Here is a 25,405-nt window from a genome sequence, read left to right on the forward strand (position 1 = left end):
AGGGTCGCGCTGTTCCGCACTCCCCCGACAAATGGCGGTTCTTGGAGTCGATTGGACGCTGATGGAATGAGGGTCCCGAGATTCTCTTGGCCGCCGGCTCGAGTCCGGCCCGCGACACCCAAAAGGGCCTCGGACCTGGGGTTTTTCTGTTCAACCCAGGTCCTCGGATGGGGCCAAACCACGTTCTACTCACGTAATTGAACGAAAACTGGGTCACGTTTTTGGTGGCATGCTCAGGGCCCAAACAGGCCCCATTTCTTCGTCACGTTTCTCAATCAGCGGGCCGGAATTCCGGGAAATTTCCAGACCAGCGTTGCCTTGGCCCGCGCCTGCTAAATATTAGCCCTCCGATCGTCCTACGCCACTCACGGCACTGACGACCGTTGGTTAGCCAAGAACTTCCCTCGAGACTGCAAGCAGCCCGGTTTGCGGAATCTCGGGCATCCGCGACGGGCACTTCGCCCTCACCAGGCGGCGAGAGTCTTTACCTGCCGCCGGCAGGACTCGAGGGGTCGGCATGTTCCTCCACCCCATGGCCTGGCTCCGCTCTGAACGCCAAGTGAGCCACCTAAACCGGACCGTCCCATGGGGAGCGCAAAGGGCCGAGACGGACCGTCTCCCCGGCCTCGGTGCCACCCGCCAATGGGACGTTCTGGAAGAATTTCCACACGTGCAGTGGACCACCTGGGCCGATGTGGAAGGACACCTGTCTTGCGTGCCAGAACATCCGCCTGCAAACCAGCAGACTGTAGGAACGCTCCGTGCATCGTCGGGCACCGGATCTGCCTCGCCTAAGTCCTGAACGTACAAGGAGCCCTCTGCAGCTCAGGTTGCGTGACGGTCGTCGCAAGACCCGTGCCGTGCCTAGGACTGTGACCTATTTATGCATGGTCGAGGAGTTCGCCCCGGTTCTTAGAGGAGCTCGGCGCCGAAGGCGATGTCGAAGCCGGCGCCGTTGCTTGCCAGGCCGACCAGGAGGATGCCGGCCCATTCGAGGGCGTGGGCCATCTTGAGCCCGCCCGCGTCGAGAGGCCGCATGCCCAGGCTCTCCAGGAACGCCGCGACACGGGACTTCGCCTCGGCACTGTCGCCGGCGAAGAACACGTCCGTGGGCTTGTCTTGGGCAATAACGCCGCCGAAGATCGTGTTGAACGCCTTTACGACGTGGGCGTCCTCGGCGGCGGCGGCGGCGATCTGCTCGGACACGGAATTGCCCGGGGTGGTCACGACTCCACTGGCGTCGACGTTGAACGGGTTGGTGATGTCGACCAGGGTCTTGCCGGTCAGTGCATCGCCATAGTGCTTGACTACTTCGACCGCGCCGGAATACAGGACGGCCAGGATGACGATCCCACCTGCCGGCCTTGCGCCGAACGTGCCGACGGTGGCTCCGTTGCCGATCTGATCGGCCAGTGCCTGAGCCTTGGCGTTATTGCGGCTCATGAACTCGACGGCATGGCCGTGCTTGGCCGCCCGGGTGCCGATGGCGGCGGCCATGTTGCCCGAGCCAATGATGCTGATGGTAGTCATGATGTGTGTTCCCTTGTTGTTGATGGATCAGTTGGACGTGGGGTTCTTGCTGGCTTGGTGGGCCGGGGCCGCGCCCCGGCGGCCAGGACGGGGTCAGATCACTGTGGTGCCGCCGTCGACAACCAGCTCCTGTCCATTGACGTAGCTCGAGTCGTCCGAGGCGAGGAACAACGCGACCGACGCGATCTCTTCAGGGTGGCCATTTCCCGCCGAGGGACAGGAGGATCCGGGTCAGCACGTTGACCCGGATCCTCCTGTCCCTCAGCTCGGCCACCCAGCGGCAGAGCTTTTTGAACCGTGAACTGCGTGCCGCGCGCGTTCAGCGAGAAGGCGGCATCGAACTGCTCCTCAGTGATCTCGCCGAGGCTGCCCTGTTCCCCGCCCCGGCACTTGCCCACAACACGCCGAGCGAACCCTTCTCCTGCTTGACAGTTTCGTACAGACGGTCCAGATCGTCGAGGTTTGCCGAATCGCCCTGTAGGCCGGTGACGTTCCGACCGATCACCCGACGGCTTCGTCCAGCGCGTCCTTCCTCCGGCCTTGAATGAAGAGACATGAGAGCCTTCGTCGACGAACAACTTCGCACCGGCCAGCGCCATCCCACTTGTTGCGCCTGTGATTACTGCAACCTTGCCATCGAGCTTTCCCACGAGTACTCCATCCAATCGCCGCGCTGATGTTAGGTACACCGACCTGCGTACCTAACGTATCGAACAGTTTCGCGCTGTGTCAAGCTAAGTACACCGATCGGTACCGATTGGGGTATGCTGGGGAGTATGACGGAGTTGGAGAAGGGGCCGCAGGGCGCGCGCCGCGGTAGGGGCGCACGAGAGCGCATCCTCAGCGCGTCGCAGCAGCTGTTTCCCGACCAAGGCATCAACTGCACCGGAGTTGACCAGCTCTGCGCGGTGGCCGAAGTGTCCAAGCGGACTCTCTACCAGCACTTCACCGGCAAAGACGAGTTAATTGCCGAGTACCTGCGCCGATTCGATCCAGACATCATGCCCGGGGTCTTCGACCGCGCCGATCTCTCGCCTCGTGAACGACTTCTCGCCGTCTTCGACATCCACTCGTCCCTGTGTCCGTTCCTCCGGACGAGCGTCGAGCTCCAGGATCCGGGCCATGCAGCACGCATCCTCGCCCGCGACCACAAGCTGGCATTTGCGCGGCGGCTCACCGAAGCGGCCCGCGAGGCTGGCGCCACCGACCCCGAGCGGCTCGGCGAGCAGCTGGCGCTGCTTCTGGACGGCGCGTCCGTTCGCAGCCGAGTCCTCGACGCCGACACCTTCGCCACCGCGGCCGCCATCGCTTCCATCCTCGTCGACAATGCCATCCCGACGGCCTAACCACGCCTCATGAAACATCGAGGTTAGTTACGTCTAGACGGGACACGCCTTGCGGGACAATCCAAGGTGCGTCCCGTGGCCGGCCTCAATGATACCGAACCTGCATATGAGGTGGTCGCTGCGGTGCCCACCTGACACCTGGTTCGTTTTGATTGCCCCCTGTCGACGCAAGCGCCTCCGGAAAATGGCCACACGGCAGTCGAACGAACTTGTGACAGCGGGTTTCCTTGATGGACACCATGTGTATGGCCAAGCAACTCTCTCACCACGGAGAAGAAGGGGTGGCACGCGCTCGTTACCTGGTGCGGGTGCTCGTCCAGTAGTCGTCGTGGTTGCCCCACATTCCGATTGCTGGCACCGCAGCGTTTTCGGGAGTCGAGTCGTGGTCATTGCGTCCTCGGGATGTTTTTCGGCCGGCCATGTTGTCGGCAAGGGCGCTGGTGCGTTGGGTCCGCGGCGGCCACTGGATCCGGGCACACGGTATAGCCCGCCGTTGACGTCCCTGCCCTTGAATTCGTTGCGCCAGGCATCGACAAGGATTTTCATGACGCAGGGCCCCAGCGCGGGGCCAAAGAGGATGGCTACGTCCTCCGGGCTTCAGCAGTCGGAGTTGATCCCAATGATGGTCCACCGACATGGCCCATGAGTGCTTTCCTTTGGAGTTCATTTCTGGCCAGCCTGGCGACGGGGAGACGAAGGGAGGCGACCGGGTGATTGGTGTCGATCGATCCGGCTCGCTCCCCGTTGTCGAGGCTGTCCTGGATGGCCATCGGGTAGGCCACGATTTCCAGAACCTGGTCATCGGCGTAGCTGCGGTCGATCCAGACATCGATGTCGAACACGGAGTTCAAGTGGGACGGGGTGGTCATGTCCATGGGGTTTTCCTTTCGGGAGTGCGGTATTTGCGCCCAAAAAAGGACCGTCCGTTCCGGTTTTGGGTGCCGGTTATGGTTGCCGGTTGAACCAGTTCGGTACGAATCCTTGACAATGCCAAAACGTTTTTGTAATCTCGTTCACACAATGCCAAAACGTTTTGGGAGTACAGGATGAGCAGCAGGGTAGGGATACGTCAGGTGGCGAAGGCCGCAGGGGTGTCGGTGACCACAGTGTCCCATGCGCTCAACGACGTCGGCGGCGCCCGGGTCAGCGAAGAGACCAAACAGCGGGTCCAGGCCGTGGCCCGGGAAATGAACTATGCACCCAACCGGCTGGCCAGTGGATTGCGCAATCAGCGGTCCGGGACCATCGGATTCATCAGCGACGAAATTTCCACCACACCCTTCGCGGGGCGGATGATTCTGGGCGCGCAGGACGCCGCCAAGAAGAAGGGCCTGTTGCTGCTGCTGCTGAACACCGCCGGCGACGCTGAGGTCGAGGAAGCGGAGATCAGGGCACTGCTCCAGCATCAGGTCGATGGGATCGTCTACGCCACCATGTACCACCGCGAGGTGGACGTCCCCGAACTGCTCAGCGGCATCCCCACTGTCCTGGCGGACGCCTCCGCTCCGGGGGCGCGGGTCTCCTCCGTGGTGCCGGATGAGGAGCGCGGCGCACGCAGTGCTGTGTCCGAGTTGTTGGCCGCCGGGCACCGGCGGATCGGATTCGTCACGAACCAGGACAATATTCCGGCAACCAGGCAGCGCCTGGCTGGCTACAAGACAGCCGTGCGGGAATATGGGGTTGCGTATGAGCCTGCCCTGGTAGTCGCGCACCAGTCCACGGCCGCTGGCGGCTTCAAGGCGGCAACTCATCTTTTATCGCTGGATGACCGCCCTACCGCGCTGTTCTGCTTCAATGACCAGATGGCCATGGGCGCCTATCAAGCCGCTGCGGCGGCAGGGCTGAGCATTCCCGCCGAGCTGTCAGTCATTGGTTTCGACAACTTGGAGATCATCGCCGGCAATCTCCTTCCAGCACTGACCACCATGCAGCTTCCCCACTACGAAATGGGAGTCTGGGCCATAGAACAGCTGGACCAGGAAATTGCCCGGCCCGCCGGCCCAGACGATTCAGTGAAGCGGGTCTTGCTGGACTGCCCCCTGGTAAGTCGCGACTCAGTCGCCCCACCTTCCCGGTAGACCCGGCGCCCGGCCAATGGCCGGGCACCGGGACCGTGGCCACTCTTGCCCGTTGCACCGGGCATCACGAGGGCCGGCGAAGCCGCCGTCCCACATTATCTATGGAGGAAACACTGTGAAATCTCACAAAGTACGGCAACTCACTGCCGCCAGTATAGCGGTCCTCGTGGCCGGCCTTTCGCTCGCTGGATGCAGTTCCGGCCCGACGTCTGCCGGCTCTTCGGGCGCGTCCGGCAACACGATCACGCTGTGGACCCACAACGCGGGCAACCCAGCCGAACTGGCCGCGGATCAAAAAATCGTGACTGCCTTTAATGCCAGCCAAAGCAAATACAAGGTCAACGTCCAGGCTTTCCCACAGGCCTCCTACAACCAATCGGTGGTCGCCGCCGCGGCAGCGGGGAAGCTCCCCTGCGTGCTGGACATTGACGGCCCAACCGTGCCGGACTGGGCGTGGGCGAAATACCTGGCCCCGCTGGACTTGGGGTCCTCGATAGCCAACCAGTTGCCCAGCACCGTGGGCAAGTGGAACAACAAGGTGTACGCGGTGGGCTACTACGACGTTGCCTTGGCCATGTTCGCCCGTAAGTCCGTACTCAAGGACGCAGACATCAGGATTCCCACCGTAACGAATCCCTGGACGGGAACTGAATTCAACGCCGCCTTGGCTGCACTAAAAAAGACCGGGAAATGGGCCGCACCGCTGGACCTGGGCACCAGCGGAACCGGTGAATGGTGGACCTACGCCTACTCCCCCATGCTGCAAAGCTTTGGCGGAGACCTGATCAACCGCACCGACTACCAAAGCGCCGACGGCGCCCTCAACGGCCCTGCCGCCGTCAACTGGGCAACGTGGATGCGCGGACTCGTCACCCAGGGCATCATCGCCCAAAAATCTGGTGCGGATGCGAACGCCGACCTGATCAACAACAAAACCGCAATCGAATACAGCGGCTCCTGGGCGGCAGCACCACTCTCCAAGGCACTGGGTAGCGACCTCGCCGTCATTCCGGCTGTGAACTTCGGCGCCGGCCCGAAGATCGGCGGCGGCTCCTGGGAATGGGGCATGACCAACAGCTGTGGAAACAAGGCTGCGGCCACCGCCTACCTGAAATTCTCACTTCAGCCCCAGTACCAAACCGGGGTGGCCGTGGCCGCCGGCACCATCCCTGCCGACCAGTCCCCCGCCTCGCTGAAGCTTGACCCCAGCTACGCCCCGGGCGGAACGAACGAGATTTTTGCACAGATGTCCAGCAAGTTCGCCGAACTGCGTCCCCCGACACCGGCGTACCCGTTCATCTCCACCACCTTTACCACCGCAGCCCAGAACATCTTGGCCGGGGCCGACCCCAAGAGCACCCTTGACCAGGCCGTGCAGAGCATCAACGCGAACATCAAGACAAACAACGGCTACAAGTAGCCTCTCCCCGGCTCTCTCTTTATCCGGGTGCGGGTGGCACACCTGCCCGCACCCGGTCCAACCCTTTGGACACATCATGCTTCTTTCCCAAACCACCCGCGCCGCAACGGGTGCCCCTCTCCCTCCCCGTCGCAGACGCCGCATCATACTTAGCGGCTCACGAGGGGAATCACTCACCGGCTTGGGCATGGCCGCCCCGGCCCTGATCCTCCTGGCACTGTTCATCCTGGTCCCCGCCATACTTGCCTTCGTGCTGGCCTTCACCAACGCCCAACTCATCTCGCCCAACCCGATCCAATTCACCGGGCTGACCAACTTCATCCAGCTCTTCCATGACCCCGTGTTTTACCGGTCCCTGCTGAACACGCTGTACTTTGCCGCCGTCGTCGTCCCGGTCCAGGCCGGGGCCGCACTGGTCATGGCCGTCCTGGTCAACACCAAGACCCGCGGCACCAGCTTCTTCCGCACCATCTATTTCCTGCCCGTGGTGACCTCCATGGTGGTAGTTTCCATGCTCTGGCTGTTCATGTACCAGCAACACGGCCTGATCAACCAGGTCATCCACCAACTCAGCTTCGGCCTCGTGACCGGGCCAGACTGGCTCAACAACCCCGCAACATCCATGCCCGCCATCATCTTGATGTCCGTCTGGCAAGGTGTCGGCTTCCACATGATCATCTGGCTGTCCGGACTCCAAACCATTGCCCCGGACCTGTACGAGGCAGCCTCCCTCGACGGTGTCACGTCGTGGCAGCGGTTTCGCTACGTCACCTGGCCCGGGCTGCGCAACACCCGCGCCCTGGTTCTGGTGACCATCACCATCCAGGCGCTGAGCTTGTTCACCCAGGTCAGTGTCATGACCCAAGGCGGTCCGCTCTACTCGACGACGACCATGGTGTACGAGGCCGTTCAGACCGGCTATCAGCAGCAACAAACCAGCTACGCGTCGGCCATTTCACTGGTCTTCTTCGCCCTGGTCCTCATCGTCGCCGCCGTCCAGCGGTTCCTCACCCGAGAAAAGGCCTGAGCAATGGCTACCACCACAACAACATCCGCCCGCGCCCAGTCCACAGCAGTCGGCAAGCGCCCTCGCGCACCCCGCCACTTCCTTGCCACCGTCGCCAAAACCGTCCTGGCCCTGGTCTTCGTGCTTCCCATCATCTTCATGTTCATCTCGTCGCTCAAGCCGGACTCACAAATATTCGCCGATCTGGGCTCCCTGAAGGCCTTCCTGCCCGTCGGACACATCTCCTTCGCCAATTACACCGACGTCTTTAGCCGGGTGCCGATCCTGCAGTTCCTGATGAACTCAGTCGGCATTTCCGCCGTCACAGTCATTTTGGGATTGCTAGTCAACTCGCTGGCCGCCTTTGCGCTTTCCCGCATGCGGATACGGGGCAAAAGGATCATTCTCACATTGATTATTGCCACACTGATCGTTCCGTTCGAGACCCTCGCACTGCCGCTGGTCTGGTGGGTCAACCAACTTCCCTGGCTGCAGATCAATGGATTCGACCTGACCTTCACGCACGGCTGGCTTGACACCTACCGGGTCCAAATCATTCCCTTCATCGCCAACGCCTTCTCCGTCTACCTCTTCCACCAATACTTCGACAGTATTCCCAAGGAACTCGACGAAGCAGCAAGAATGGACGGCGCCGGCTGGTTCACCATCTACCGCAAGATCCTCATGCCGCTCTCCGGGCCCGCCATTGCGACCGTTGCCATTTTGACATTCCTCCCGGCCTGGAACTCATACCTGTGGCCCATCATGGTCATCCAATCCGAGAACCTGCGTCCGGTCATGGTCGGCGTCGAATACTTCTATCAGCTCAACGTGGCTTGGGGACAAATCATGGCCTACACCTCCATGATCACCCTGCCCATCCTTGTCCTGTTCATCGCGTTCCAACGCTCCTTCGTGAACAGCATCGCGAGCACCGGCGTCAAAGGGTGAACGGGCCATTCCAGTGACATACGGCTCATCCCCCAAGGACGACCCATTTCCCCCACACCCGCCGCCCGGTGGCGTGCCAGGCCAGGACGTAATGGTTGTCGGCGAAGCGCTGATCGACATCGTCCACACACCCCACGAATCGACCGAACATCCCGGCGGTTCACCAGCCAACGTCGCCTACGGACTCGCACGCCTCGGAGTCTCAACAACACTCCTCACAGCCATCGCCCGCGATCCCCGCGGCCAAATGATCCACAGACACCTGGCCGACGCCGGCGTACGACTAATGCCCGAATCCTGGTCCCTGGCCAAAACGTCCACAGCCACCGCCACCATCACGCCCGACGGCTCCGCCAGCTACGTCTTCGACACCACCTGGCAGTTGGCCCCAACCGAAGACCTTCCCACACCACTGTTACTGCACACCGGCTCAATCGCCGCGTTCCTGGACCCCGGGGCATCCACCCTGCGCGCACTGCTGGGTCGCCTTCACGGTTCCTGTCGCATCAGCTACGACCCGAACATCCGCCCCTCCCTGCTCGGATCCCAGGCCGAGGCGAGAAGCGTCTTCGAGGACACCGCAGCCCTAAGCGATGTAGTCAAACTCAGTCGGGAGGACGCTGTCTGGCTGTACCCAGCCGCCGGACCACATGAGACCATCACGACCATCCTGGGCCTCGGCGCGGAACTGGTTGTCGTCACCGACGGGGCGGCCGGCGCAATCCTCGCCACGCGCGAGCACCGAATAACCGTCCCCGCCGCGCCCACCTGCGTCGTAGACACCATCGGCGCCGGTGACTCCTACACGGCCGCACTGGTCGCCGGCCTGCTGGACACCCGCCCGGGCACCCTCCCGCCCCTCGCCCTCGCCTCGCTGGGGCAAATGGCAGCCACCGCCGCTGCGATCACCGTCAGCAGACGCGGCGCCCAGCCGCCAACCGCCGCGGAACTGAACCTGCCGGAAAACCGGGCAAGCGTCCCGGCTGTCGGCTAAGCAGCCCCATCACTCCCGCACGCACCCAACGAAAGTCCCACCCATGAACCCCAAAACCATCAACCACGCTCTCCACCCCTCGGCCGAGCCGCTGCCAGGCGGCGAAGCCATAGAGCCGCTCCGCGACGTGTCCGGTCCAGAACAGTACCGCCCAGGCATCCACTACACACCCCGCAGGAACTGGATCAACGACCCCAACGGACTGCTGCACCACAACGGCCTCTTTCATCTGTTCTACCAATACAACCCGCTCTCCAGCGTGCACGCGAACATGTCGTGGGGCCACGCCAGCTCGATCGATTTACTCCACTGGGAGGAGCACCCGGTCGCGATCCCTTGTGACGCGAACGAACAGATCTTCTCCGGCAGCGCCGTCTTCGACGCCCACAATTCCAGCGGGCTCGGCACCACAGACAATCCACCCCTGGTGGCCGTCTACACCAGCGCCTACACCGAGGCTTCCCCTCTTGCCGGCCGACAAGCCCAATCGCTGGCCTACAGCCTGGACGGTGGCACCACCTGGGCCAAGCATGCTGCCAACCCGGTCCTGGATCGGGGCTCGGCCAATTTCCGCGATCCAAAGGTCTTCCGCCACACCCACGGGGAAGCCTCCTACTGGGTGATGGTGGCCGTCGAGGCCGAAGCCCACACCGTGGAGTTCTACCGCTCAGATAACCTGACCGACTGGGCCCACCTCTCCAGTTTCGGACCCGCCAATGCCACCGGCGGGGTATGGGAATGCCCGGACCTTTTCGAACTGCCCGTGGACGGGGACCCCGACACCACGCGCTGGGTGCTCGTGGTGAATCTGAACCCGGGCGGTGTGGCCGGCGGGTCCGGGGCACAATATTTTATTGGCAATTTCGACGGCACAGCCTTCACCTCCGAGAACACCATCACCAACAGTTCAGCTACCGGCCAAGAACGCCTGCGGGAGTACGGTTGGCTGGACTGGGGCAAAGACTACTACGCCGCCGTATCCTACAACGACGCCCCGGACAGGCGGCGGATCATGACCGGATGGATGAACAACTGGGACTATGCCGCCGACGTGCCGCACGGTCCATGGCGCGGCGCCATGACCCTGCCGCGCGAAGTGACCCTGACCCGCCAGCATGGCGTCATCCGGCCCGCCCAGCGCGTCGTGGCCGAAGTCGACGATGCGTTCCAGGCCCGACCGTCATCAAGTATCGGACCCGCGGGGATTCCGGGGGGAATCCAGCTTCTCACCACTCACGACGCCGACGCACCGCAGAGAATCGACGCCGTCATCACGCGCGGTACCGCAACCGAGTTTGGCCTGATGATCCGTGGTGGCAACGGGCACGGCACCCGCATCGGCTACAACACGTCCACCGGCTGCCTCTACCTCGACAGGACCAAATCCGGCGTCGTTGCCTTCAACCCGCTATTCGCCTCCATCGAATCCGTCCCCGTGGACCTGGTCAACGGAACGCTGGCACTGCGCATCTACCTAGACCGATCCTCCTTGGAGGTCTTCACCGCCGACGGTCTGGCCACCATCACAGACCAAATCTTCCCCCTCGAAACCACCCAGGAACTCTCCGCCTACGCAAATGGAGGGTCCGCCACCCTGGACAGCCTGACCATTGGATACCTCTCCTGACCGACCGGAGCTGAGGCCGAAGTCTCGCCGGTGCCTCCCCGCGGCCTCTGCATCACTCCACTGCGATTCAGAGGCCGCGGGGCCCTGGGCATCCGCCCCCAGACAGCAGTCCCGACTGCAACGCCCCATGCAAGAGCAGAATGGTCGGCACGGACGGCGGCCTCGACAGTCCAACCGTGGGGCACTAATGAACCTGTTGTCGCAGAGTTGACTGTGGAACCCCAAACGCCCTCGAGGGGCCCGAAAGAGGCACTCCCCGTTACCCCCTTTTTCAACTAAAACCCAACTCAATCCATGACATGCCAAAGCCTTCATGAACGACTAAAGCCGCGGAAACACGTGGATGATGCTAGCCTGCAACACTGTTCCGAATCGGGATGGTGAGATTCTCTCGGGCGTCGGAGCCGCCCGCTCATCCACAACAGTCATCTCGTATCTCCTTGATCAGAGTTACACCATTGACCGTACAGTTCAGCAGCGGGTTAGTCAGAGTCTGGACCCTGGGAAGTCCCGTTCTCCAATGGCGAGCAGTGTCCCCAGACCGCGTCTACGCGGGGATCAACTCCGGCCCGGAAGGTGTTGAGGTCGCTGGCTGGTCCAACTGGACACCACCGGGGAAGGCCATATCGTCGGCGAGAGTGACGGTCGCGTGCAGGGCCAGTCGGTAGTGCATGGAATTCAAGCGGTCAGGCGACTGTGCGTCTTCGATCTCAGCGATCCTCGCGGGATTCGTCGTCGATGGTCTTGCCGCTAGCTATCTGACGGCGTTGTCATGGCCGGGCTATGGTCCATCTCCGCAAGCACCTGAAAGTTCCAGTCGAACACCGAGGCTAGAAGTTTCCTGCCCGTCTTTCCTCGTCCGCGGGGACTTCAAAATTTACGACTCCGCCCTCGGCGCCCACCTTTCTGAAACGGCGGCACCATGACGATCTTCGTTATGAACGAGGGGAATGACATCGATCCTGGAGCCCTGGGCTGGTGGACCGATCACCAGCAGGATGTGCTTTGCGGTGACACCGGCCAGCCCGTCAAGTACCCTCCTGACCAACTCAGGCCCTTCGGGCGGGATCCCCTCCGCAACGGCAGCTTCGGGTCCCGACTCCGCCCTTCTCCATACGGCGACCTTGGCGCCGGTGGCGTCGGTGATCGCCTTGGACAGCAGATCCGAGGGGGAGGCGGTCACCAACGTCACCTGGTGGACGGTGTGCGCCTGGGCGGGGGATGCGGCCGCCAGGAGGGCGTGCTCGCGCCGCCACAAGGCAAAGTGATAGGCGGAAACGAGACCGGCCGCCACCAGCAGGCCAAGTGGAGCACGGATACGGTCCAAGAGGCTGCCTCCGGTGACATCGCCCAGGAAGTACTCGAAGATGCGGTTTCCGATTACCAGGAGGGCGATGAGGGCCACCACGGCACTGATCCCGAAAAACACGATGAGGTAGACACGTCTGGCTGGCGAAATGGCGTCCGAAGTTCGCGGCTGCCGTCCCGGCTTCCAGGAATGCCACCAGACCGGACCTGCCACCATGAGGGAACTGATGCCGCCCAACAGAAGAGTGCGCGTTCCGCCGCCTGCGAGTGGTGACACCACGACGGCAAGCGTTGCGTTGATGATCACGCCAATGCCGGATGCAGTGGTCGCCAGGGAAACCCCGGAAGTCACCAGCCGGCTCGCCCGCCGGGTGGCAACAGAACGGTGAGCAGCGCTGACGCGGTGATAGCGCCACACCAAGGCACCGACCGCGGCTGCAGCGATCGCTGTGCCGAGTGGACTGAGCAGCTCGCTCATCGAGCCATCCCGGTCGAAGGCCATCCTCAGGAGCACGAAGCCCATGACGGCTGCCCCGGCGAGCGCAGTAACGCCTGCAGCGAAGATCCCGACACCAATCAGTGCCACATCCACCAGGGCGGTACGAAGCCTGCGTCCGCCGTCCCGGAACCAGTGCCACCACCAGATCGTGCTTCCGCCCACGGCCCAGACCAGTGCCCTGAGGACTGGTTGCCACCAGGTTTCCACCACTGGAGTCAGGCTGGTGTAGCCGCGAATGGCGACGTCCAGTAGGCTGCCTAGGGCCGAGATGGCGGCGACGGCGCCCACCAGCAGTCCGAACACCGATCCGATGACCGCGGGCACGTCGTCGAGTTTGGCAGGATGCTTGATGGGGTGCCGCCACATCCAGCGGTGCCAGATCCAGATGCTGGCCCAGGCAATCCCTACGGACAAGGGCGACGACCACTGGGGCTCCCCCGCACCGATGAAGGATGCCGCCATCCTCAGGAAGGCCGTTACGGAGGCGATGAGGGCGACTGCGTAGACACCCCCCAGGTACAGGCCCCACGCCGCTGAACTGCGTTCCACCGGGTCATCGAGCCTCTTCCAGACCACCCACCACAAGCCCGCGGCGAGCGGGCCGCCAATCAACGTGAAGGCAAGGGATCGGGCAAGTCCGGCTACATCATTGGACGCCATCACCGCACCGGTGCTGAGCAGGCGTTCCACAAGGCCGCTGAGCCCGACCGTCCCGATCATCACAAGGGCAAACAACAGGGCATAGAGGATTATGCGGCGGAGAACGAGCTGGGCCGAACCTGCCGTGGAATCTCTCGTCGAGACGTTGGCGTTCATGGCTTCACGGACGATCCGGCGCATACCAGGAGCGGGTACGGCGCCTGGTCGACCAGCCATTTGCCATCGGTCTTGATGAGGGAGAAGCGGTCCTCCGTTTCATACTCGGACGGCCCGAACAGGCCGTCCGAGTCCGAACTGACAACAGAGACCCTTACCACTGCAGTACTGCTCCGCTCCGTGGTCGAGATGAGTACCACCCGGGACGGCGGCGGCCCGGGTTCCTGATAGCTACGGCATAACGAACCGGCCGCCGGTGTGAGGTACGTACTGGCTGTGGCCGTATCGCCTTCAATGACTGCCGTGCTGTAACGCTGGACGACCCCCTGCGGCGTGGTTTCATCCAGGACCTGTGGCCCACCCCGCGTGAAGACGGCTGCCAGTGCGACGATGACCAACAGTGCAATTGCCAACACGATCACCAGGAGGACCCGGTCCGGCTTTCCCACGGCAGTATTCATGGCGCTAGCATGGCGCACAGGCGGTCCGGGTGGAAGTGTCTTTCGGCCCTGCTCCCCGCCCGACAGCGCCGCCAGTCCCCGTCACAGGGCTATCAATCTGATCCGGCTTCATCCCGTCAGGATGTATGGCGCCAGTGCCGCGTGGCTCGGGGACGATCCAGGCTGGGTGGGTGGCCGCGGCTTCCAGGCGTCGCTGGCAGGGTCCTCTTCGGCTTGGGGTGCGCCGTGAGGTGCCGGTAATGGAGCGGTGGTGGCCCACGGCCAACTGCAGCACGCTCAGCAAGGGCAGGCCGCGGCCCCGTGAGCGGCCGCGGTTGAACCGGAAGCAGAACTCGTTCAGGTAGCCGGCCAGGTGCCTGGCCCCCACTGCGCCCTGGTGGGTGGAGAGCAGCCACCGCCTGGGCAGCGGTGCGACGCGGTGCACACCGGGGAGCAACTTATCGTTGTCCCCGCCCAAGGGCGTAGCGGCGCGCTGACTGCGTCGCAAATGCGTGCAGCCGGACCTCTCGATACCCGGTGTCCGTGGAGAAAACATGCCCGTCTGTGATCCGCACGCGTGAGCATCACGGACCAGAACACCGAATTGCAGATCCTGACAATGGAAGTCGCGGGCTGTGAACGGATCTACCACGGCGCCAGCTTGACTAAGGCCGGTCTCTACCGAACTGCATAAGACGATGGTCCACCTCAGTCCTGGAATCGAGGTTTTCGTTTGGAAACTGGACCAGCTCGGGCCCACCAATCGGCGCCTGCCCGAACTCAACGATGACTTCAAGCCACGACAGCATCAAGTTCGCCGATTCCAGGCGACAACGAGACCACCGGACTCATGCCTGCCTCAGCAGGAAGCACCCTGTCATGAAGCACACAACACGCCCCAAACGCATCGGCATGATCGTCCCCTCATCCAACACCTGCCTCGAGCCGCAGAGCTACCGCATCCTCGGCGGCCGTGACGACGTCACGATCCACTCGGCACGCATTCCCGTCACCCGAATCGGAACGGACGCCGGTGCCGACAAACAGTTCGACATCGAAGGCATGCGCCACGCCGCGGAACTGCTGGCAACCGCCGATGTGGACGTCATCGCCTGGAATGGAACGTCCGGATCCTGGCTCGGCCCCGGACACGACCGCGCGATCGCCACCGGGATCACCGCAGCCACCGGAATACCTGCGACAACCTCGACCCTGGCCTACTTCGACGCATTTACCGATTTCGACATCCAATCGATCGGCCTCATCACCCCCTACACCCAGGACGTCAACGAAAAAGTCATCACCCAATACTCAAAGGAGGGAATCCGCGTTGCCGGACACCGCTTCCTGGGCCTTTGCGACAATGAATCCTTTGCACGGGTCGCACCCGAAGAACTCATCCCCGGCTCGCTCGAGCTCGCCGCCGACCATCCCGACGCGCTCATATACCTTTGCACAAACCTCTACGGGGCCCCCATCGTCGAAGACCTTGAAGAACGCACGCAAGTTCCGATCCTCGACTCCGTCGCCGTCACCCTCTGGCGATGCCTTCAACTGGCAGGAATACCCCTCCTCCACCGCCGCTGGGGCAGACTTTTGGGTTAAGGCAGTCACCCGCACGAGCCTGCACCAAAATCGCGGGCCCGTGAGAACATCCAGCCGCTCCTGCGTTCCCCTGAAGGGGGTATAAACCAACCAGTTGGAACATCCCGAGCCGGATAGAGGACGACTTGTGAAAAAGTAAAATATCCTGCACTAAGCTTTTGCAACTCCCCTCGCTGTGGCGGATGGTTATTGAGGCACGGTGAGGATTTATCCGGTGTGCTCAGAGCGGGGCTTCGGTTTCATCGCCCCCGATGACGGATCCCCCCGACGTTTTCGCCGACTAAACTGCCATCGCCAGCGGCGGCTACCGGTCCCTGGATGAGAACCAGAAGGTTCAGCTCGAGGTTGTCCAGGGACCCAAAGTACCCCAAGCAGAAAACTTCCGCCCACTCTAACCGGGTGTTGGGGACCAGCGATCGCAGACTTAACGCCACCAGTGCACTGATGATCCACATGGCCGGTTAGGTCGCCTGGGCCGGCGAAGGGCGCGAGCAGTGCCCTTGTCGGCTCGGGAGTGCATCCGGGCGGGTCTGCCAGTTCCATGGGAACTGAATTGGACATGTTGGGAATCAGCTTGGACGGGTTCGGGGGCGGCGGGTCGAGAGTTGGAAGACCCCGTAGACAGCCAGGGCGCCCGCGAGGACGAAGACGATGCCGGCCCAGAGGGGTGCGGAGGAGGCTTCGCCCAGAACGGCAATTCCGATGCTCACGCCGATGAGGGGATCGATGACTGTCAGTCCGGCGACGACGAGGTCTGGCGGACCGGCAGAATACGCGCTCTGGACAAAATAGGATCCCGACAGGGCGGCGGCGGCTAATCCGCCGACACATGCGAAAGTGAGCCCGTCTCCTGGTTCGTAGTGGAATCCGAACTGGGCCAGCGTGTGGACCCGGTCAATGACGACTTTCGCCACGGTTGCCACAAACCCGAACAGGACCCCGGCTGCGACGATGTAGAACAGTGTGGTGAACTTCCTGCGAAAAAACCCGAAGGCCAATGCAAGGAAGGCCAGCACGACGGCGAGAATGATCAGCACGATGATCAGCTGGGCATCATGGATGGGAACCGTCGTCGTGGTAAGGGCCGCGACGCTGACGAACAAGCCAATGCCGCCGACACAGAAAGCCACTGCCCGGATGGTCGGCCAACCCAGCTTTGCCTTGGCGGCTCGTGCGTTGAGGACAGCAGTAATGACGAGAGCGAGGGCGCCGAGAGGCTGAACAACCGTCAGCGGTGCCAGGTACAGGCTGAGAAGTTGCAGGAGGATGGCAACGCCGAGCATAAGCGTCCCAGCCAACCATGCGGGCCGGCGTACCAAGGTCAGTAGATCCTTGATGTTCAGCCCTGATTTAGGGGCGTCCGCCTCGGCGGTTTCACCCTCTGACACTCCGCGGTGCTGGAATTGTGCGCCCAGGGCCAGGAAAACGGAACCGACAAGGGCCACCGGGATACCCAGGGCCTGCATTGGCGTCAGTGAGATCAGTTCGATGGCCATGGCGCCACATTACCGGTGGTGAGCGGAACGTCGGTAGCGGTCGCCCGGACACGAGTCGGGCGATGATTTGATGGTGGGCAAGTCGAATACCGCAGCCGCGGTCATCACCATTTGCTGGCAAGCTGGACGGCTTTCACGCAGGATGCCGCCCTCACAGCCTGGGCTTGTTGCGGCGGACCCTGGCGCGCAGCTGGATGATGCGAACCGTGCCGGCAATGGCCACGATGATGCCGCCGCCTACCGCTCCAATGAACAGTCCCACGCCAATTGACACGGTGCCGTTGAGTCCCAAGTAGTGCAGCGTGACGGATTCCTGGTTCTGCAGGATAAAGATGATCAGGAGCACCAGAACCAGCAGGCCGGCGGCCGTCGCCACCCACATCATGCTCGCACGCGTCACGACGCTGTTGGACGGGGATCGTGCCGGCGCGCCCGTGGGGGGCGGCGGAGTACTTTCCTCTGGGTTCGTTTCCTCAGTCATGGGGGCACTGTCCTCTCCGATGAACTCGCGGGTAATTTGGCCGGAATTTACGCACCGGCGGGCCCGTCGACTTTCTGGGCCGGCGGCGTCAGCATGCCGCTGTCAGATTCGCTGACGTTTGCATGGGTCACCGATAGAGGTAAGTCGTTTGTGGGTTGGCCGGGACTGTGAAGGTGTTCGCCCGGCACTTCCGCCAGGCCTCCACCGGGGATTCGATCGCTCTCTTCGACTTCGAACTGGTCGGTGCACCGCTGCCTGCGGCGCAAGGTGCGGATCATGATGATGGTTCCGGCCACTGTCGCGGCCGCCAGAAGCCCAGCGGCCGCCCAGGTCGTTGTCGTCCTCGTGCGGTGAGGTGGGGGGTGGTGAATCTCGCGGGCTGCATGTTTCAGGGCCTTCACGGCTCGTTTCCGCGCCCGGCGCCGGGCCTTCTTACCCGTCACCGTGCCCATGATCCCTGCCACCGCCCGGGGCGTCCCACACCCGGCCATCTCGGAATGTCCCCACTTGCTGGCCGCGTCAACCACGGCGGTGGGGCTGTTCAGGATCTGCTCCACCCCGGCCCCAACAAGGCTCCGTGCCTGATGAATCATCTTCTTCATATTCATGCCGGACATGGGAAACCTCCCGATTGTTCGTCTTCGCCCCCAGCCTACGCCCGGGCTGAAGAGTAGGAACAGTAGCGCGGGCAGGCGTCCAGACTACCGACGTCGGCTCATTTGTGCCCTCACAGAGGACGGTCCGGCCCCTGGCGACAGTTGCCGTGGAATGACTTTTTGGCAATTTCCCAGTTCTTCATTGGCCCGCCGCCAGTGCCTATCCCTGGGCGCCTGCCTTCCCCCGCGGCACGGCCGGTCCTCTCAGGCGAGCCTGGCGCCGACAATGACGGTCCCCTGACTGCCGGGGAGGCCGGGTAAAATTCATCGTCATGAACGGTGCCGTAACGGAGGTGGCCATCGGCCAGATAAGAGTTCCGAGAGGCCTGAATTCATCCTCATGGACGCCGATACAGCAGCAACCGCCCACCGTCACTCCCCTGCCGTCCATCAATTTGGCCAAATGAGTCGTGGAGCAAGCCATCACGATCATGAAGGCCAGGCACGACTGCGCCTGGCCAACCTCCGGTTCCCCCGATCCTTTCATGCCACCCCGGCCCGCCAGCGGTTCCAAAATCAGCCGCGTCTGTCGGCTGGCAAACATGGTGCTTTCAGCAATGCAGCGACGCTCCGGCACGACACTCCAATCGGTGGTACATCCAGTGGATGCACCCCCGTGTGCGGACACTCTGATCCTTCAAGGTAGTTCCAATCAACCTTCGGTCCCGTCCCGCTGAACGGGAGAATTGATATTGGCGATGAGCTTGCAGACGCAAACACCTGAAAACCAGGTCGGAGCCAGCCAAGCCTTGAACTGCACCCAGCTCTAACTGCGTGCCCGCACCCACAGCCGTGACGGGCGCCCCCTCACGCCGTCCGACATCTGCCCGGTCCCCGCGAGCTTGGGTTCCATGAACCGCCGGAAGGTGTCGCGCATCAGCGACGATCCGGCCACTACTTCGTGCAACTCCCGCAGGTCCTTGAGCGTGAACGGCTCCTCCAAGAGCGCACCGGGGTCCGGCGCCTCGGCATAGGCTGCCTGCATCCATTCCACGGCCTTGGCCACGATGTCGGCATGGCCGTAGGGCAACCCCGCGACTGCGCCAGGCTCCCCCGCCACTGAAGCCAGCCTGGCTTCCTCGGATGCCAGCGCCTCCCCCAGCTCGCGAAGCGGGACGACATCAACGTGTGCCACGGACAGCACCCAGCCGCGGTCATCGCGTGCAGGATCGTCGAAGACCCGCAGCTGCCGCGGCACACGGCCCAGGATGCCGGCCTTTTCGCGCAGGCACCGCAGTACCGCCTGGTCCAGCCGTTCGCGTTCGCGCAGGAGCGTGCCCGGCAGGGCCCACTCCCCCGCCCTGTCACCATCCGCGCGGCGAACCAGGAGCACACATATGCTGCCCCCCGCCACGGTTAGCACCGCGGTGTCCACCGCAACCGACGGGCGCGGGTAGTCGATCAGGGAGTGTCCGGAGCTGTCCTTGAATTCCTTCACACCATCATTTAACGCAGGGTTGCGCAAAAGAAGCAAGCGACGCATACTGAATTCAGTTAGCCCGGGGTTTTCATGGTGATGGCTGCTCGGGGGCGTGTTTGAGCCGCGAAAGGTGCTTCTTTGCTGGGAAATAGTGTTGTTGACGCACTGTTATACCGGCTGAAAGAAGCACCTTTCTGATGTCCAAGATTGCCGGAGTTTTCCCCTCCCCTCCCTTCCCGTCGCTACGTCGGGTCAGTCGCTGATCTCCCATGCCGGGTTGAACGTAGTGACCTCGTTCATCGACGCGCTCGGGTTTCGTGGTTTGTGTGAGGACCGGCCGAGCCCCTCCACCCCGGTGCGCAGGCAACGCTCTTGGATGCGGGCGGGCACCGGGTGACGGCGTTTTTGAGGAACTTCCCGCGCTGGCACGGGCCCACCCTCGATGCCCGCCACCGTGCCCGGGGCCGCTGCGAGAACCGGATCAAGACGTTGAAGAACACCGGGCTGGGCAAGCTGCCCTTCTTCGACTTCAACGCCAACCAGGCCTGGGCAAACATCGCGACCCTGGCCATGAATCTCATCTCCTGGCTGCAGCTGGCCATCCTGCCCAACGGCCACGGCGCACGCGGCTGGGACGTGAAACGGTGGCGCTACCGGCTCTTCGCGACCGCCGGGAAACTCATCACCCGCGCCCGCCGCACCTGGCTCCTCCTCCCCGAGATGTCCCCTGAAGCATCCACGGCCGCCACGCTCCTGGCCGGCATCGCCCAGCTCAAGCACCGCCGAAAACGCCTGCCCGTGCCAGCCTGAAAACCCAGGCCCGGCCCCTCCAACCACCAGAACCCCCCCGGACCAGTGGAAACCGACGCCCACCCAGCAACAACAGGCCCACCAAACACGCCCAAAAACAAGAAAACGACCCAACCGGAAATCAAATCCCAGCCAGGCAGGCCACCCAACCACCATGAAAAATCCGGGCTAAGACTCCGTTTATCATCACGTTTTTCGATCGACCGAGGCATAGAGCGCGAGATCACCGCGGATTTCTTTGATTTGGCCGAATCGGGACCATGACTGCCAAATATTGGCCTTCGATCGTCCTACTCACGGCGCTGAACACGGGAAGTAAACCAGAATCCTGCCCGCCGGACAGCGATCAACCCGGCGCTGCAACATGCCCTTCCAGGTCACACCAATCGACCGCCGTGCATCGAACCGACGGCCCACGAACGGTGACAGAATTGTCGTACCAGCCCTGCTTTCTTCCCGTCAGCCGAACTTCCAAACCGTCCCGGATAGGACCGGCTTTCGCCTTGGCATCCTCTACACGGGACGCCACTTCGGGACGAGCCACGTAGAAACGTTAGTTTGGCGTCAGGGATTGTTGGAGCTACAGACCACCCGGCAATGAATGCCGTCGTCATTCACTGCCATGTGGAGGCCGCGCATAGGGTTCGCAGCACGGGGCCGGAGCCTACTTTTGACCTTGCCGTTCCGACTCAATCCGAGCCTCATGGCTCGAAGGGGCGGATGGGGTCTCCATCAAATCCATGCCGGCAGCCGCGCCCCTCCCTTTGCGACTGCCGGCCTTGGAACGATGTCGTTGGAACATGAACAACAAACGTACGACGACACCGGCTAATCCAACTACGGGCAGAGCGTTCCCCAATGAATCCGTGGGTGGTGCCTAGCTCATGGCCTGCCCCCGTCTTCCGCTTTGCTTAAATTCCTACTTTCATTTTTCCCTCGGTTCCTTTGCGATTTCGTGGACAGGCATAAGGAAATGCTGCTCAGGGCCGCGCGCGGGGCAAAAGGACGTTGACTACGGCCCCGCTCCCATGCAGCCGGGGCTCCACCACGATCTTCCCATTGTGCCGTGCCACGATCTCGGCCACCAGGGCGAGGCCAAGTCCATAGTGCCTAACGGCGCCGGACTTGCCGGCGGGCGGGCGCGTCGACGCGAAGCGTTCAAAGACCCTCGTCTCGGTCCCGGCCGCGAAGCCGGGGCCGTCGTCGATGACGCGTATGGCTGCGTCCCGGCCCTGGACGGTAACCTCGACCTCCACGCTCGTTGCGGCGTGGTCAAGGGCGTTGGCGATCAGTGCGGTGAACACGCGCCGAAGAGCCACCTCCGAGCCCCGGACATTGACCGGGCCCGGCGATCCGGTACGTGTCAACCGGATGAGGCGCTGCTGTGCCTCCGGTTCGGACAGTGCTGCGGCACTGTCCGCGATGGTGACAATGTCCTGGAGGGTGTGACCCATGGCTTCTCGGGGATCCGCGGACAGCAGCAGGTCGTCCAGGATCCCGGTAAGCATCCTGGCATCATCCACAAGCCCTCCCACACCGGACGCCACGTCACCGCCGGAGAGTCCCGTTCCGCTGCCCTGGAGTTTGCGGCGCAGTAGCTGGGCGCGGGTGCTCAACAGGGTCAGCGGGGTGCGCAGTTCATGGCTGGCGTCGGCAACAAACCGGCGCTGCAGGGCCAGGCTCTCCGCCATCGGCCGCATGGCCCGCCGGGCTATCCAGACGGACAGGCCCGCCGCCAATCCTGCCGCGACCACGGTGGCTATCGAGAGGGCGAGCGTCAGGCGGTTCAGTTCCTCCTCGCGCTCGCGCCGGTCGACGGCCACCTGGACGACTCTCCCGTTCCGGTATGTCGTCAAAATGGTGTAGGACTTCCCATCGATCCTGGTGTCAAGCAGTTCGTCCTGCCGGGAAGCGGAGACCTGGGTGATCGCCGCGGCATCGGGCAGACCGGGAGGCGCGGCAGGGGACAGCAGCAACTGTCCGTGAGCGCTGATGGCGACGAAGACCCCCAACGGCGCGTCGGAGGGCGAATCGACCAGGGCCGCGCCCGCCAGGGTCTTGGTGGTCGATTCATGGACGCCCGCGGCCACGATCGAGTAGATGAGGGCGCCGACCAGGACAAACAGCACCACGATCAGCGCGGTGAACTGCAGCGCAAGCCACAACACCGCGCGCCTGAGCTCGGTCTGGTCCCGCGGGTTCAAGCCAGCGGCCCCAGCCGGTACCCGACGCCGCGGACCGTGACGACGCATGACCGCCCTAGGTGGCTGGTGTCGAACGGGCTATCTGGTGGTGTCATTGCTGACTGGGTCCGTTTTTAAGACGGCGTGAGGCTGTTGGTGGTTGCCTGATTGGCGTGTCGGAAGGCATTTTTTGGGGTCCGTTGCGGGCGCTTGGGGGCTGGCAGGGCAGCGCCGGTGACCGTAGTGGCCCGGTCGGCCCTCGCCCCGGCTCTCATGCCGGGACCATGGCCGATCGGACCGGTCCGGAGGGGGTGATGTGGCTGATTTTGAGCACGCCAAGCCGGGCGATGTTCACGGCTGCGGCCAACAGGGAGAAATCGGCGTTGACTTTGGTGCGGCCACGGACCCTCGCCCGCCGTCCGCCGTGCTTGCGCCGCATCAGATGCCCGATCTTGCGTTCGACCTTGGGACGGGTGGCCCGGTACTCGTCCCGCCATGCCGGGTCCCTCTGTGTTTCCCGTGCCCTGACAAGTTCTGCTTCATACCGGCTGATGCTGATCGTGCGCCCATCCCTGGAGGCCGTGCATTGGGCGGCCAGCGGACACGCCGTGCAGGCGGCACCGAAGGCGGCCTTCCCGCCGCCGCCCTTGGCCGGGCGGATCGGCACGGTCACGTTCGCCGGGCAGCTCACCATGCTGGCAGCGGTGTCGATAATGAAGCGGTCCTTGGCGAAGCGTCCGCCCGGTGCCACCGGCGGCTGAACCTTCACCATCACGGTCGCGCCGGCTTTTTCCAGATCCACCAGGAACGCCCCGGCCCCGTACGCGGCATCCCCATACACAGCCAACGGCCCGCCATCAACGTCCTGTCCGCCTCCGGCACCGCCAGCCTCCAGCCCTTCATTGGCCCCGGTGGCCAGGGTGTTGTGGCCTTCACCGGTGTCTTCGAGAAGGTCCTTGTCAGTGTCCTTACCAGCGGATTCCTCCGGGGCAACCGGGGAGGCTGGGGAGGCCGGGGTGCCCAGTTCATCGGCGAGCAGCCCGGCGGCTGGTTCCGCATCGCCGGTGTTCCCGGCGGTGACGGTGGTCGCGGTGATGATCTCGGAGTCCGGGTCGATGGCCAGGTGGCCCTTGTATCCGTCGAAGCCGCGCGCCGCGGTCTTGTGCCCGTGCCGGGCTTCCGGATCGACGGTGGAAATTACACGATCCTTCGCGACGCGCCGGGCGATGTGGAACACCCCGTCCACGCAATCCAGGTCCTGCCCGAGAAGGGTCGCCAGCAGTTCCCCCGCCTGGGCCACGCCCTTCCCGAACTCCTGGCCCTCCAGCACGGCCAGGGCAGCGTGTCCGTCCTTGGCCAGCCCGTCCACTATCTGCTTGCGGGCCGCCGCGTCGTCGTAATCGCAGACCGGTTTCCCGGCCGTTGCGTAGTCATCATCGCGTGTCAGCACGGCACGCAGCAACGCCTCCAGTTCCGGACCGGCCACCCGCAGCAGGCCCCGGATGCCGGAACGGAGCAGTGTTACGGTGTCCATCGTGGCGACCGCGTCATACAACGGGGTCGAATCCAGCACCCGCTTGCGCCCCACCAACCCCGCTGCCTTCGCCGCGTCCAGGGCCACCTGGAAAATTCGTTCCGGAGAATCCGAGGCGGCCAGGCGGGCACGCATGTCCACCAGAACGGTGTGCACGAACCCCGGGTAGTCAAAGGCCAGCCCGCCGGCGGAGTACTTCCACCGCGCGTCGAAGGAGAACCGGTCCACCGCCTCACGGTCCGAACAGCCCTCGATGCGCTGCAGGACCATCACGACAGCCACGATCATCGGCGGCACACTGCGCCGGCCGACGTCGGTAAACAAGTCCGCGAACATCTCATCCGGGAACAGGTTGAAGCACTCCCGATGCAGCACCGCATAGATCGAGTCCTCAGCGACCCGGCCATGGCAATAGCCGACCGTGCTGCGCAGCAAGTCACCCTGCGTCGGCGCCATCCCTAACGTCATCGGCTACTCCTGAATCCCGGGAATCACTTACCTAATTTTCCCAAAGGGCACGCCCGGACCAGGTAGCGCCACACCACCAAATGAAAAACACCACCCACCTAGTTTCTTGCGCAGATAGTGCACGTAGGTGTCCACCACGCCCTCGTCGTCGGCCTCGGCGAAGACGCTGTCCACCAGCGCCTGCCGGATGAAGGTTTGCCGCGGGCTGCGGGCCAGGTACGCCAACAGCCCGCATTCCCGCTCGGAAAGAACGACGACGGCTCCCCCGTCCAGTGTCACGGTCCGGTTCGCGCTCTCCAGAAGGCCGCCGGGGACCCGCACGGCGTCCGAGACGGCCGCATGCCGGCGCACCAGGGACCTGAGCCGCGCCAGCAGCTCGTCAATGTCAAAGGGCTTGCCGAGGTAGTCCTCGGCGCCCCTGTCCAGGCCCTCGACCCGGTCGGCGGGATTGCTCAGCGCCGACAGGATCAACGCCGGGGCCGTGACCCCCTTGGCGCGCAGCCGTCCCAGGAGGTCCAGACCGTCCAGGGCCGGCAGCCCCCGGTCCAGCAGGAGGATGTCAAAGCGGCGGGTCAGCCCTTCATGCAGCGCGCGCTGGCCGTCATGGACGGCCACCACCTCGTAGCCCTCACCTTCGAGTATTTCCTGCAACATTGACGCCAGGGCTGCGTCGTCCTCAACCACCAGGACGGAGAGTGTGTCCGACATGATCTGAAGTATAGGCGCCCTGGACGGGC

At 63.4% G+C, this 25,405-nt stretch carries 19 protein-coding genes and 3 pseudogenes; 10 read left to right on the forward strand and 12 right to left on the reverse strand.

Translation table 11 applies throughout. The annotated features are described in order from the left end of the window. Nucleotides 1–912: 912 nt before the first annotated feature. Both G6034_RS13235 and G6034_RS19535 read right to left on the reverse strand, forming a co-directional pair. A complete protein-coding gene (locus tag G6034_RS13235; protein WP_176635586.1) occupies nucleotides 913–1,530 on the reverse strand; it encodes an NADPH-dependent F420 reductase in 618 nt (205 codons plus the stop codon). A 93-nt stretch (nucleotides 1,531–1,623) separates the two neighbouring features. Beyond that, a pseudogene (locus tag G6034_RS19535) lies at nucleotides 1,624–1,734 on the reverse strand (SDR family oxidoreductase); the annotation flags it as partial. A 572-nt stretch (nucleotides 1,735–2,306) separates the two neighbouring features. On the opposite strand from G6034_RS19535, the gene G6034_RS13245 reads away from it, so the two are divergent. Next, complete coding sequence (locus G6034_RS13245) at nucleotides 2,307–2,876, forward strand: TetR/AcrR family transcriptional regulator (RefSeq protein WP_176635587.1); 570 nt, start codon at nucleotides 2,307–2,309, stop codon at nucleotides 2,874–2,876. 581 nt (nucleotides 2,877–3,457) lie between these two features. Here G6034_RS13245 and G6034_RS13250 read toward each other — a convergent pair. Further along, complete coding sequence (locus G6034_RS13250) at nucleotides 3,458–3,751, reverse strand: hypothetical protein (RefSeq protein WP_176635588.1); 294 nt, start codon at nucleotides 3,749–3,751, stop codon at nucleotides 3,458–3,460. A 171-nt stretch (nucleotides 3,752–3,922) separates the two neighbouring features. Between G6034_RS13250 and G6034_RS13255 the strand changes: the two genes are divergently transcribed. From G6034_RS13255 to G6034_RS13280, 6 genes are all read left to right on the forward strand, one after another. Next, nucleotides 3,923–4,954: a LacI family DNA-binding transcriptional regulator gene (locus tag G6034_RS13255; RefSeq protein WP_176635589.1), complete on the forward strand. Its 1,032-nt coding sequence runs from the start codon at nucleotides 3,923–3,925 to the stop codon at nucleotides 4,952–4,954. Nucleotides 4,955–5,120: 166 nt separating this feature from the next. Next, on the forward strand, nucleotides 5,121–6,374 hold the full coding sequence (locus G6034_RS13260; RefSeq protein WP_343038051.1) for a sugar ABC transporter substrate-binding protein: 1,254 nt from the start codon (nucleotides 5,121–5,123) through the stop codon (nucleotides 6,372–6,374). Nucleotides 6,375–6,561: 187 nt separating this feature from the next. Beyond that, complete coding sequence (locus tag G6034_RS13265; protein ID WP_218063908.1) at nucleotides 6,562–7,401, forward strand: carbohydrate ABC transporter permease; 840 nt, start codon at nucleotides 6,562–6,564, stop codon at nucleotides 7,399–7,401. Between the two features lie 3 nt (nucleotides 7,402–7,404). Then, the gene (locus tag G6034_RS13270) at nucleotides 7,405–8,331 is read left to right on the forward strand and encodes a carbohydrate ABC transporter permease (protein WP_176635592.1); all 927 of its coding nucleotides are present in this window, start codon (nucleotides 7,405–7,407) and stop codon (nucleotides 8,329–8,331) included. A gap of 91 nt (nucleotides 8,332–8,422) precedes the next feature. Beyond that, nucleotides 8,423–9,325 (forward strand): carbohydrate kinase family protein, encoded by a 903-nt coding sequence (locus G6034_RS13275; protein ID WP_176635593.1) that lies wholly within the window; start codon nucleotides 8,423–8,425, stop codon nucleotides 9,323–9,325. A 43-nt stretch (nucleotides 9,326–9,368) separates the two neighbouring features. Further along, nucleotides 9,369–10,952, forward strand: a complete 1,584-nt coding sequence (locus G6034_RS13280; RefSeq protein WP_176635594.1) for a glycoside hydrolase family 32 protein — start codon at nucleotides 9,369–9,371, stop codon at nucleotides 10,950–10,952. An 877-nt stretch (nucleotides 10,953–11,829) separates the two neighbouring features. On the opposite strand, the gene G6034_RS13285 is transcribed toward G6034_RS13280, so the two are convergent. Both G6034_RS13285 and G6034_RS13290 read right to left on the reverse strand, forming a co-directional pair. After that, complete coding sequence (locus G6034_RS13285) at nucleotides 11,830–13,575, reverse strand: DUF5671 domain-containing protein (protein WP_176635595.1); 1,746 nt, start codon at nucleotides 13,573–13,575, stop codon at nucleotides 11,830–11,832. Further along, a complete protein-coding gene (locus G6034_RS13290) occupies nucleotides 13,572–14,036 on the reverse strand; it encodes an LpqB family beta-propeller domain-containing protein (protein ID WP_176635596.1) in 465 nt (154 codons plus the stop codon). The genes G6034_RS13285 and G6034_RS13290 overlap by 4 nt, the downstream gene beginning before the upstream one ends. A gap of 858 nt (nucleotides 14,037–14,894) precedes the next feature. Between G6034_RS13290 and G6034_RS13295 the strand changes: the two genes are divergently transcribed. Both G6034_RS13295 and G6034_RS13300 read left to right on the forward strand, forming a co-directional pair. Further along, entirely contained in the window at nucleotides 14,895–15,620 is a 726-nt protein-coding gene (locus G6034_RS13295; RefSeq protein WP_176635597.1) for a maleate cis-trans isomerase family protein, read from the forward strand. Between the two features lie 199 nt (nucleotides 15,621–15,819). Beyond that, nucleotides 15,820–16,015: pseudogene (locus tag G6034_RS13300) on the forward strand (cold shock domain-containing protein). A gap of 174 nt (nucleotides 16,016–16,189) precedes the next feature. Here the strand turns inward: G6034_RS13300 and G6034_RS13305 are convergent. The 4 genes from G6034_RS13305 to G6034_RS13320 form a co-directional block, all read right to left on the reverse strand. Continuing rightward, nucleotides 16,190–17,116 carry a DMT family transporter gene (locus tag G6034_RS13305; protein WP_176635598.1) on the reverse strand — a complete coding sequence of 309 codons (927 nt, stop codon included), beginning with the start codon at nucleotides 17,114–17,116 and terminating at the stop codon, nucleotides 16,190–16,192. A gap of 151 nt (nucleotides 17,117–17,267) precedes the next feature. After that, on the reverse strand, nucleotides 17,268–17,597 hold the full coding sequence (locus G6034_RS13310) for a LapA family protein (protein WP_176635599.1): 330 nt from the start codon (nucleotides 17,595–17,597) through the stop codon (nucleotides 17,268–17,270). Between the two features lie 47 nt (nucleotides 17,598–17,644). Continuing rightward, a complete protein-coding gene (locus G6034_RS13315) occupies nucleotides 17,645–18,214 on the reverse strand; it encodes a hypothetical protein (protein ID WP_176635600.1) in 570 nt (189 codons plus the stop codon). An 805-nt stretch (nucleotides 18,215–19,019) separates the two neighbouring features. After that, nucleotides 19,020–19,691 (reverse strand): NrtR DNA-binding winged helix domain-containing protein, encoded by a 672-nt coding sequence (locus G6034_RS13320; RefSeq protein WP_343038052.1) that lies wholly within the window; start codon nucleotides 19,689–19,691, stop codon nucleotides 19,020–19,022. A gap of 318 nt (nucleotides 19,692–20,009) precedes the next feature. Between G6034_RS13320 and G6034_RS13325 the strand changes: the two are divergent. After that, nucleotides 20,010–20,483: pseudogene (locus G6034_RS13325) on the forward strand (transposase); the annotation flags it as partial. A gap of 980 nt (nucleotides 20,484–21,463) precedes the next feature. Here G6034_RS13325 and G6034_RS13330 read toward each other — a convergent pair. The 3 genes from G6034_RS13330 to G6034_RS13340 all read right to left on the reverse strand — a co-directional run bounded on the left by G6034_RS13330 (nucleotide 21,464) and on the right by G6034_RS13340 (nucleotide 25,376). Then, the gene (locus tag G6034_RS13330) at nucleotides 21,464–22,687 is read right to left on the reverse strand and encodes a sensor histidine kinase (RefSeq protein WP_176635602.1); all 1,224 of its coding nucleotides are present in this window, start codon (nucleotides 22,685–22,687) and stop codon (nucleotides 21,464–21,466) included. 250 nt (nucleotides 22,688–22,937) lie between these two features. Continuing rightward, nucleotides 22,938–24,668 carry a transposase gene (locus G6034_RS13335; RefSeq protein ID WP_218063909.1) on the reverse strand — a complete coding sequence of 577 codons (1,731 nt, stop codon included), beginning with the start codon at nucleotides 24,666–24,668 and terminating at the stop codon, nucleotides 22,938–22,940. Between the two features lie 27 nt (nucleotides 24,669–24,695). After that, nucleotides 24,696–25,376, reverse strand: a complete 681-nt coding sequence (locus G6034_RS13340; RefSeq protein ID WP_176635603.1) for a response regulator transcription factor — start codon at nucleotides 25,374–25,376, stop codon at nucleotides 24,696–24,698. Nucleotides 25,377–25,405: the final 29 nt, after the last annotated feature.

The organism is Arthrobacter wenxiniae, assembly GCF_013376105.1.
GTDB classification, from domain to species: domain Bacteria; phylum Actinomycetota; class Actinomycetes; order Actinomycetales; family Micrococcaceae; genus Specibacter; species Specibacter wenxiniae.

Coding starts and splice junctions, on each gene's coding strand:
- G6034_RS13235 (WP_176635586.1), bottom strand. CDS start 1,530: ATGACTACCATCAGCATCATTGGCTCGGGCAACATGGCCGCCGCCATC.
- G6034_RS13285 (WP_176635595.1), bottom strand. CDS start 13,575: ATGAACGCCAACGTCTCGACGAGAGATTCCACGGCAGGTTCGGCCCAG.
- G6034_RS13310 (WP_176635599.1), bottom strand. CDS start 17,597: ATGACTGAGGAAACGAACCCAGAGGAAAGTACTCCGCCGCCCCCCACG.
- G6034_RS13270 (WP_176635592.1), top strand. CDS start 7,405: ATGGCTACCACCACAACAACATCCGCCCGCGCCCAGTCCACAGCAGTC.
- G6034_RS13305 (WP_176635598.1), bottom strand. CDS start 17,116: ATGGCCATCGAACTGATCTCACTGACGCCAATGCAGGCCCTGGGTATC.
- G6034_RS13275 (WP_176635593.1), top strand. CDS start 8,423: ATGGTTGTCGGCGAAGCGCTGATCGACATCGTCCACACACCCCACGAA.
- G6034_RS13245 (WP_176635587.1), top strand. CDS start 2,307: ATGACGGAGTTGGAGAAGGGGCCGCAGGGCGCGCGCCGCGGTAGGGGC.
- G6034_RS13290 (WP_176635596.1), bottom strand. CDS start 14,036: ATGAATACTGCCGTGGGAAAGCCGGACCGGGTCCTCCTGGTGATCGTG.
- G6034_RS13295 (WP_176635597.1), top strand. CDS start 14,895: ATGAAGCACACAACACGCCCCAAACGCATCGGCATGATCGTCCCCTCA.
- G6034_RS13315 (WP_176635600.1), bottom strand. CDS start 18,214: ATGTCCGGCATGAATATGAAGAAGATGATTCATCAGGCACGGAGCCTT.
- G6034_RS13340 (WP_176635603.1), bottom strand. CDS start 25,376: ATGTCGGACACACTCTCCGTCCTGGTGGTTGAGGACGACGCAGCCCTG.
- G6034_RS13255 (WP_176635589.1), top strand. CDS start 3,923: ATGAGCAGCAGGGTAGGGATACGTCAGGTGGCGAAGGCCGCAGGGGTG.
- G6034_RS13335 (WP_218063909.1), bottom strand. CDS start 24,668: ATGACGTTAGGGATGGCGCCGACGCAGGGTGACTTGCTGCGCAGCACG.
- G6034_RS13250 (WP_176635588.1), bottom strand. CDS start 3,751: ATGGACATGACCACCCCGTCCCACTTGAACTCCGTGTTCGACATCGAT.
- G6034_RS13280 (WP_176635594.1), top strand. CDS start 9,369: ATGAACCCCAAAACCATCAACCACGCTCTCCACCCCTCGGCCGAGCCG.
- G6034_RS13265 (WP_218063908.1), top strand. CDS start 6,562: ATGGCCGCCCCGGCCCTGATCCTCCTGGCACTGTTCATCCTGGTCCCC.